This window comes from Pseudomonas cyclaminis (assembly GCF_015163715.1).
GTDB lineage: Bacteria > Pseudomonadota > Gammaproteobacteria > Pseudomonadales > Pseudomonadaceae > Aquipseudomonas > Aquipseudomonas cyclaminis.
In genome coordinates this window covers 1-9,269 of sequence record NZ_JADDUM010000252.1, presented here as the reverse complement: position 1 = coordinate 9,269, position 9,269 = coordinate 1, and the positions used below count along the sequence as shown (strand labels likewise).

General features: G+C 61.2%; 5 protein-coding genes and 2 pseudogenes. 5 read left to right on the top strand and 2 right to left on the bottom strand.

What is annotated here, in order from left to right; genetic code table 11:
* Window positions 1-21: 21 nt before the first annotated feature.
* A complete protein-coding gene (locus IQK56_RS26615) occupies window positions 22-978 on the bottom strand; it encodes a glucokinase (protein WP_193863850.1) in 957 nt (318 codons plus the stop codon).
* Window positions 975-2,801, bottom strand: a complete 1,827-nt coding sequence (gene edd / locus IQK56_RS26610) for a phosphogluconate dehydratase (protein ID WP_112196621.1) — start codon at window positions 2,799-2,801, stop codon at window positions 975-977. The genes IQK56_RS26615 and edd overlap by 4 nt, the downstream gene beginning before the upstream one ends.
* Window positions 2,802-3,022: 221 nt before the next feature.
* On the opposite strand from edd, the gene gap reads away from it, so the two are divergent.
* From gap to IQK56_RS26585, 5 genes and pseudogenes are all read left to right on the top strand, one after another.
* Window positions 3,023-4,024: a type I glyceraldehyde-3-phosphate dehydrogenase gene (gap, locus tag IQK56_RS26605; protein ID WP_032890857.1), complete on the top strand. Its 1,002-nt coding sequence runs from the start codon at window positions 3,023-3,025 to the stop codon at window positions 4,022-4,024.
* Window positions 4,025-4,165: 141 nt separating this feature from the next.
* A complete protein-coding gene (locus tag IQK56_RS26600) occupies window positions 4,166-4,684 on the top strand; it encodes an RNA polymerase sigma factor (RefSeq protein WP_122305482.1) in 519 nt (172 codons plus the stop codon).
* A gap of 74 nt (window positions 4,685-4,758) precedes the next feature.
* The gene (locus IQK56_RS26595; protein WP_193901883.1) at window positions 4,759-5,727 is read left to right on the top strand and encodes a FecR domain-containing protein; all 969 of its coding nucleotides are present in this window, start codon (window positions 4,759-4,761) and stop codon (window positions 5,725-5,727) included.
* A gap of 115 nt (window positions 5,728-5,842) precedes the next feature.
* A pseudogene (locus tag IQK56_RS26590) lies at window positions 5,843-8,406 on the top strand (TonB-dependent receptor).
* 133 nt (window positions 8,407-8,539) lie between these two features.
* Window positions 8,540-9,147: pseudogene (locus IQK56_RS26585) on the top strand (biliverdin-producing heme oxygenase).
* The last annotated feature ends 122 nt before the right edge of the window (window positions 9,148-9,269 follow it).

Below are 9,269 nucleotides of genomic sequence, written 5' to 3'. Positions count from 1 at the left end.
CCCCGATGAGGCCATCACTGCCTAAGCAAATGCCTGTTCCAATGCCACACCCGCCCCGGTCAACCCGGAATACGGCGCGGTCACCAACCACACCGGAATACCTTTGAAGTAGTCGCTCATGCAGCCTTTGTCCGCGAAGCTCTTGGCGAAACCGCTGTGGATAAAGAAGTCGGCAAACCTCGGTATCACGCCGCCTACGATGTACACGCCGGCGCGTGCGCCGGTGGTCAACACGTTGTTGCCCGCAACCCGGCCCAGCCAGACGCTGAATTGCTCCAGCACTTCCATCGCCACCGGATCGCCGGCCAGGCCTGCCGCAGTGATGGCTTCGGGCGTGTCCAGTACCGGCGCGTGGCCGTCGACCGCGCAAATCGCCCGGTACAGACGCGGCAAACCGCCACCGCTCAACGCCGTTTCGGCGCTGACGTGGCCAATTTCGGTGTAGATGTGCTGCCACAGCTGGGTTTCCCGCGGGCTGCTCAGGGGCAGGTCGACATGGCCGCCCTCCCCTGGCAACGCCGCGTAACGACCAGCGCCCAGGTCCAGCAGTGTGCCGACGCCCAGGCCCGTACCCGGCCCGATCACCACCGCCGGGCGCAACGGCTCCGGCGTGCCTTCGCAGACAACGCGAAATTCGTCGGGCTGCAGGCGGGTCATGCCCAGGGCCATGGCCGAGAAATCATTGACCAGCAGCAGTTCCTCCACCTGCAACGTCTTGCAAAACGCCGTCTTGCTCAAGCGCCAGTGATTGTTGGTGAACTTGAACTCATCGCCGCTCACCGGCCCGGCCACCGACAGGCACACCGCGCCGATGTCCCCGATTTCCAGGCCTTCTTCCTTCAGATAGACCTTGATCGCCGCCTCAGGGCTTGGGTAATCCGCCGTGGCATGCACCCGGATCGAGTGCAGCGCCGAATCTCGCCACACTGCAAAACGGGCGTTGGTGCCCCCGATATCACCGACCAGCGCTAACTTCACTTAAGCGTCTCCAAGGCAGAGGTAAAGGCGCTGGCGCCCTGCTCTGCGGAGCTTGCGGCCAAGCGCATAAATGCAAAAAGCTCGCGACCGGCCCCCACGTTATTGCCCAGGAGGCCCGTGGCAGGCGTGCGCGCTGCAAATGCTTCGGCGTCCACCTTAAGCTCCAAGGTGCCGGTCACGCCATCCACACGAATGATATCGCCATCGCGCACCCGCGCCAGTGGCCCGCCGCTCTGAGCTTCGGGGTTGACGTGAATCGCGGCGGGGATCTTACCCGACGCGCCGGACATACGCCCGTCTGTCACCAGCGCCACCTTGAAACCACGGTCCTGCAACACGCCAAGGAACGGCGTCATCTTGTGCAATTCCGGCATGCCGTTGGAGCGCGGGCCCTGGAAGCGCATCACCGCGACGAAGTCTTTTTCCAACTGGCCGGCCTTGAACGCATCGGCCAGGTCTTGCTGATCCTGGAACACCACTGCCGGTGCTTCGACGATTTGATGTTCCGGCGCCACGGCGGAGACTTTCATCACGCCACGCCCCAGGTTGCCTTCCATCACGCGCAGGCCACCTTCTGGCGAGAACGCACGGGCCACGGGGCGCAGGATGGTTTCGTCGAGGCTTTCGATAGGGCCGTCGCGCCAGACCAGTTCACCATCGACCAGGAACGGTTCCTGGATGTAGCGGCTCAAGCCCTTGCCGGCCACGGTATTCACGTCTTCGTGGAGCAACCCGGCTTCCAGCAACTCACGGATCAGGAACGACATGCCGCCCGCCGCCTGGAAGTGGTTGATGTCGGCCTTGCCGTTTGGATACACGTGGGACAGGGTCGGCACTACCTCGGAGAGGTCAGCCATGTCGTCCCAGGTCAGGATGATGCCCGCCGACATGGCGATGGCCGGCATGTGCAGGGTGTGGTTGGTGGAGCCGCCGGTGGCGTTGAGGGCGACGATGGAGTTGACGATGGATTTCTCGTCGACGATCTCGCCGATCGGCGTGAAGTTGCCGTTGGCCTTGGTCAGGCGCGTGACCTGATGCGCGGCTTCGCGGGTCAGGGCGTCACGCAGCGGCGTGTACGGGTTGACGAACGAGGCGCCCGGCAAGTGCAGGCCCATCACTTCCATCAGCAACTGGTTGGTGTTGGCGGTGCCGTAGAACGTGCAGGTGCCGGGGCTGTGGTAGGACTTCATCTCCGATTCCAGCAGCTCTTCGCGGGTGGCCTTGCCTTCGGCGTAGCGCTGGCGCACATCGGCTTTCTGCTTGTTGGAGATGCCCGACGGCATTGGGCCGCCCGGCACGAAGATCATCGGCAGGTGGCCGTAGCGCAGCGCGCCCATCATCAGGCCAGGGACGATCTTGTCGCAGATACCCAGCATCAGCGCGGCATCGAACATGTTGTGGGACAGCGCTACCGCTGTGGACATGGCAATCACTTCACGGCTGAGCAGGCTCAGCTCCATGCCAGGCTCCCCTTGGGTCACGCCGTCGCACATCGCGGGCGTCCCCCCCGCGAACTGGCCGACCGAGCCGACTTCACGCAGGGCTTTCTTGATTTGTTCAGGGAAATGTTCGTACGGCTGGTGCGCCGAGAGCATGTCGTTATATGACGAAACAATTGCCACGTTGGCGGCATTCATCATGCGCAGACTATTTTTATCTTCAGTGCCGCAACCGGCCACGCCGTGGGCGAAGTTGGCGCATTGCAGCTTGCCGCGCATCGGACCGTCGCTGGCGGCGCCGCGAATGAGCGCAAGGTAAGCCTCGCGGGTGGCGCGGCTGCGGGCGATAAGCCGTTCGGTGACCTCAAGAACGCGGGGATGCATGTGTAGAACTCCAGGCTAACGGATGTGGCGACCTGAGTGTCTATGCTGATCAAACGCCCGCAGCTCATGGGATGGCAGGGTGTCGTTTAAATCATCGGACCAGTTGATTCAGGTCACTCGTTGTAGATTGAACAAAATATTGCCACTAAAAAGGCTTGTTTTCTATTTTTATGCGAATAATCTTGTAATTCTTACAACAAATCGACGACAGGCACTCTCCAATGACTCTTCGTATCGCAATCAATGGTTTTGGCCGTATCGGCCGTAATGTCCTGCGCGCACTGTATACCCAAGGCTACCGCCAGGATTTGCAGATCGTCGCCATCAACGATCTGGGCGACAGCTCGATCAACGCCCACCTGCTCAAATACGACACCGTACATGGCACATTCGACGCAGAGGTCGCTCACGATCAGGAAAGCCTGACCGTCAACGGTGACCGGATTGCCGTGAGTGCCATTCGCAACCCGGCCGATCTGCCATGGGCTGCACACAAGATCGACGTGGTCTTTGAATGCACCGGTCTGTTCACCGACCGTGACAAGGCTGCCGCCCATATTACCGCCGGCGCACGCAAGGTGATCATCTCGGCACCGGCCAAGGGCGCGGACGCTACCGTGGTGTATGGCGTGAACCACGACATTCTGCGTCAATCCCACCAGATCATCTCCAACGCCTCGTGCACCACCAACTGCCTGGCGCCAGTCGCCCAGGTGCTGCATCGCGAGTTGGGTATCGAAAGCGGCCTGATGACCACCATCCACGCCTACACCAACGACCAGAACCTGACCGACGTCTACCACACCGACCCGTACCGCGCTCGCTCAGCCACCCAGAACATGATCCCGAGCAAGACCGGCGCCGCCGAAGCAGTCGGCCTGGTGCTGCCGGAACTGGCGGGCAAGCTGACCGGCATGGCCGTGCGGGTGCCGGTGATCAACGTGTCGCTAGTGGACCTCACCGTGACACTGAAAAAGGAAGCCACCGCCGAAGAAGTCAACGCGCTGCTCAAGGAAGCGAGCCAGCACTCGAAGATCCTCGGTTACAACACCCTGCCGCTGGTATCCAGCGACTTCAACCACAACCCGCTGTCGTCGATTTTCGACGCCAATCACACCAAAGTGAGCGGCAAGTTGCTCAAAGTGTTGGCTTGGTATGACAACGAGTGGGGTTTCTCCAACCGCATGCTGGATAACTGCCTGGCGCTGTGCAACGCCGAGTAAGCCCGTTTTGTGATGAGCTTTTGTGTAGGAGGGGGCTTGCTCCCTCCCTCATTTGCCTTAAGTAGGTTCAGAGAAATAGCCACTTGCCATTTGAGTTGATGATAAGCATTATCATTAACTGCAAATCGGTCTGGTATCACTGTGAGCCAATCTCGCTTCAATCAAGTCTTTCTCACCCAACGGGTGATTCTGCTACGCACTTTGCAGCGCATGGTGAATAACCACAGCACCGCCGAGGACCTGTTGCAGGAAACCTACCTGCGCGTCACCCGGGCCCTCAGCGAGCGGCCGATCGATCACCTTGAACCTTTCGTCTACCAAACCGCCCGTAATCTGGCGTTGGATCACTTGCGTTCGCGCAGGATTCAGGCCCGAACGCTGCAGGAAGATGTCCCGTTCGACATCCTGCAAAGCGTCGCCGCCCCCATCAGCACCCCCGAAGATGCGACCCAGGCCGAGCAACTGCTTGAACACCTGAGCGTCAGCCTGGGCCAGTTGAGCGCCCGCCAGCAGCAGATTTTCATCCTCAGCCGCCTGCACGGGTGCAGCTACCAGGAGATTGCCGATCAGTTGGACGTGTCCTTGAGCACCGTGCAAAAGGAACTGAAATTGATCATGGCCATCTGCGTAGGTGTGGCCGAACGGCTGGATCGGCCTTAAGCTGCACCCGACAGAAGTGTCGACCCAGGCTGTAGGATTAATGAATAGAACGTGGCGAAGACCCGAGGCACACCGTGACGGACCCGAATAAACTGCGCCCCCATGAGCTGGCTCATGAGGTGTTGCAAGACACGGCTATGGACCAGGCCCTCGATTGGCTGATCGCCATGCAGTGCCCGCAGCCCGGGCAGCAGGCCGAGTTTGAAGCCTGGCTGGCCGACGACCCGGCCCACGTCCACGCCTTCGCCAAGGCCCAGGCCGCCTGGGGTGGCGCGCCCGTGCACAGCGCCGCCGTGGCGTTGGCCGCGCCACGCAAGCCCAGCACCTGGCGCCGGATCAAACCCCATTGGAAACCACTGGCCACCGCCGCTGTGCTGCTGATTGGCCTGTTCAGCTTCAGCAACCTGCCAGTACGCCTGCAAGCCGATCACCTGACCGTGGTGGGTGAACGCCAGCGCCTGCAACTGGACGATGGCTCGAAAGTATTGCTGAACACCAACTCGGCGTTCTCCAGCAGCATCAAGGACCACCAGCGCATCGCCCGCCTGTACCAGGGCGAGGCTTTTTTCGAGGTCGCGCCCAGTCATGGCCAGCCCCTGGAAATCGACGCCGGCCCGGTGCGCGCCAGCGTGCGCGACACCGCCTTCGCCGTGCGCTACCTCAATGGCGAGGCCCAGGTGCAGGTGCAGCGCGGTGATGTGGACCTGAGCAACACCTTCGACGATGCCCGTGTGCGCCTGCGCGCCGGTGAAAGTATCCGCATCGGCCCCAACGGCTTCGGCCAACCGGCCAAGCTGGATGCCAACAAGGACCTGGCCTGGGTGCAAGGCCGGCTGATTTTCGAAAACTGCCCGATGAGCGAAGTGCTCGCCGAGTTGCGCCGCTATTACCCAGGCTGGATCGTCAACACCAACGACCAGCTCGCCAGCGTCGCGGTCACCGGTAATTACCGGCTCGACCAGCCCCTGGACGTGGTGCGCTCCCTGGCGCATATCACCTCGGCCAGACTCTCGGAATATCCGGCGCTGGTCATCCTGAACTAAATGAGAATTATTTTTACTCGATAACCTTCGGCGGTACGTCTCGTCTTAGCCAATGCAACTGATTCCTATTTGATTCGGTTCGCAACTATAAGATTCGTACTCCGGAGCGCTCTCGATGTCCTCTCGTTTCAACCGCCGGTCTTCTTCTCCCGTCCTGTCCTTGCTGACGGCTGCCATCCTGCTGGCGGGTGCGCCGGTCATGAGCGCCACCGCCGCCGAACCGGTTTCACGCAGCCAGGGCAACTACACCTTCAGCATCGAGCAGCAGCCGCTGGTCTCGGCCCTCAACGCCTTTACCGCCGTGACCGGCTGGCAGGTCGGCCTGCCCGCAGAGTTGGGCCAGGGCGTGTCGTCCCCTGGTGCACGCGGCCCGTTGTCGCCGGAAAAAGCCCTGGACCGGCTGTTGGTGGGGACCAACCTGAGCTACCGCAAACTGGGCAGCAACAACATCGTGCTGGAAAAGCGCGCAGCAGGCAGCACCCTCAATCTGCAACAGGTGACCATCAGCGCCACCCGTAACGAGCAGAACGTGAACAGCGTACCGAGCACCGTCAGCGTGCATGAGCGCGAAGAGCTGGACCGCCAGAACGTCAACAACATCCGCGAACTGGTGCGCTACGAGCCCGGCGTTTCGGTGGGCGGCGCCGGCACCCGTGCAGGTAACGCCGGCTTCAATATTCGCGGCATCGATGGCGACCGCATCCTCACCCAGGTGGACGGTGTGGAAGTGCCGGACAACTTCTTCAACGGCCCCTACGCCAAGACCCGCCGCAACTACGTCGACCCGGAAATCGTCAAGCGCGTGGAAATCCTGCGCGGCCCGGCCTCGGCCCTGTACGGCAGCAGCGCCATCGGCGGCGCCGTCAGCTACTTCACCCTCGACCCGGATGACATCATCAAGCCCGACCAGGACGTCGCGCCCGGCTGAAGACCGGCTACAGTTCCGCCGACGAAAGCTGGCTGACCTCCGGCACCTTCGCCGGCCGCGTGCAGGACTTCGACGGTTTGCTGCACCTGAGCCAGCGCAATGGCCATGAAACCGAATCCTATGACGGCAACAACGCCACCGGCCTGAACCGCACCGGCGCCAACCCGGAAGAAGCGCGTACCACCAATATCCTGGCGAAACTCGGCTGGAACTATGGCGATGACAACCGCCTGGGCCTGACGTACGAGAAGTACAAGGATGATCGTGACGTCAACCTGAAGAACGCGGTGGGTGGCCCGTTCATCGGTGGCAGAGGCTTTAACCTCTACCGGGACCGTCGGGGTAACGACACGATCACCCGTGAACGTTTCGGCCTGGAAAACACCTTTGCCCTTGAGTCCCCCATTGCTGACCGCATCAAGACCAGCCTCAATTACCAGATCGCCAAGACCGACCAGACCACAGCCGAAATCTATCAGTCAGGCCGCCGCGTATTGCGCACCCGCGACACGCTTTACCAGGAAAAACAGTGGATCTTCGATGCGCAGTTGGACAAAGCGTTCAGCCTCGGTGAAACCGATCACCAGGTGACCTACGGCACCACGCTCAAGCAACAAAAAGTGACGGGGTCGCGCGAAGGCAGCGCGACCTGCGTGGCCGTCGGCAGTGGCTGCACCGCCATTGGAGCACCCAGCCCAATCGCCACCGACAGTGTGAAGAAATCCAGCGATTTCCCAGACCCGACCATCAACACGTATTCGCTGTTTGCACAGGACCAGATCACCTGGGACAAGTGGACCTTCCTGCCCGCAGTACGCTACGACTACACCCAGCTCAAGCCCAAGCTGACCCAGGAATTCCTCAATACGGTGAACCCTACCGGCGCGGATTCTGTCAGCGACAAGGAAAAAACCTGGCACCGCGTAACACCCAAGTTTGGCCTGACCTACGCGCTGACCGATCAATACACCTGGTTCGGCCAATACGCCGAAGGTTTCCGCACGCCGTCCGCCAAGGCGCTGTACGGCCGATTTGAAAACCTGAACCTGGGCTACACCGTCGAACCCAATCCGGACCTCAAGCCGGAAACCAGCAAAGGCATCGAAACCGGTCTTCGTGGCAATTTCGACGAGGGATCCTTCGAGATCGCCGTGTTCTATAACAAGTACCGCGACTTCATCGACGAAGACAATGCGGTGGTCGGCGGCACTGTCGAGCAGTTCCAGGCCGTCAATATCAAGCGCGCCACCATCAAAGGTGCCGAAGCCAAGGGCCGTCTGAGCCTGGACGCGTTCGGTGCGCCACACGGCCTGTACACCCAGGGTTCCGTCTCCTACGCCTACGGTCGCAACGATGAAAACGGAGAACCGCTGAACAGCGTCAACCCGCTTAAAGGCGTGTTCGGCCTGGGCTACGACCAAGACAACTACGGCGGCCTGCTGAGCTGGACCCTGGTGAAGAAACAAAATCGCGTCGACAGCTCCACCTTCCACGCTCCGGACGGCGACACCAGTGCCCCGTTCAAGACGCCCGGCTTCGGGGTCATCGACCTGACGGCCTACTACAAAGTCACCAATGACGTGACCATCAACGGTGGCCTCTACAACCTGACCGACAAGAAGTACTGGAACTGGGATGACGTGCGCAGCTACGACAGCGTCGGCGAAGCCGCGGTGACCGGCCCGGCCAACCTCGACCGCCTGACGCAGCCCGGCCGCAACTTTGCGATCAACGTGATCTGGGACATCTGACAAAGCCCCCTCACCTCGTCGAAATTTCACCGACGAGGTGAGGATTTTTTACTGTGCCGCGTCTTCTTGTTCGTCTAGTTGATAACAGCTCTCTTTCGGGCACCAAGGCGCTCCCCTTCTCAAGGACTTTTTCATGACCGCTTCTTCTACCGCTGAACGCCCAAGCCTGCGCTCCCAGCGCCTGAACCAGATCACCAACGAACCACACACCAAGCTCGATGCCCTGGTGAAGGCCCACGCCCCGTTCGAAACCCCGGCCAATTTTGCCCGTTTCGTGGTGGCGCAGTACCTGTTCCAGTCCGAACTGGTGGCCCTGTACAACGATGCCGAACTGATCAAGATCGTCCCTGACCTGGCCGCACGCTGCCGCGCCGAAGCCGCCAAGCTGGACCTCGCCGACCTGGACACCGACGTGCCGGCTCCGGTGGCCGGTGCAGTGAGCAACCCGAGCAAAGCTGAAGCGCTGGGCTGGCTGTTCGTCTCCGAGGGGTCCAAGTTGGGTGCTGCGTTCCTGATCAAGCGGGCCGTGGGCCTGGGCCTGAGCGAAACCTTCGGGGCTCGCCATCTGGGTGAGCGGCCGGTGGTCGTGCTGAAGGCTGGAAGCGCTTTACCCGCACCCTCGACGGCCTGCAATTGAGCGCCGAAGAAGAAGCGGCGGTAGAAAAAGGTGCAGTGGATGCGTTTGTGCGCTTCACCGTGTTGCTGGAACAGGCGTACGCTAGCGCCCCTGAACTGGCCTGATCCCCCACATTGAAATGCAATCAACTGTGGGAAGGGGCTTGCCCCCGATGGCGGAAGGTCAGTTACCTATTTATTGGCTGATGCACCGCTATCGGGGGCAAGCCCCCTCCCACATTTAAACC

Excerpts from the sequence above, each read along its gene's own strand:
- edd (WP_112196621.1), bottom strand. The coding sequence starts at position 2,801 with ATGCATCCCCGCGTTCTTGAGGTCACCGAACGGCTTATCGCCCGCAGC.
- gap (WP_032890857.1), top strand. The coding sequence starts at position 3,023 with ATGACTCTTCGTATCGCAATCAATGGTTTTGGCCGTATCGGCCGTAAT.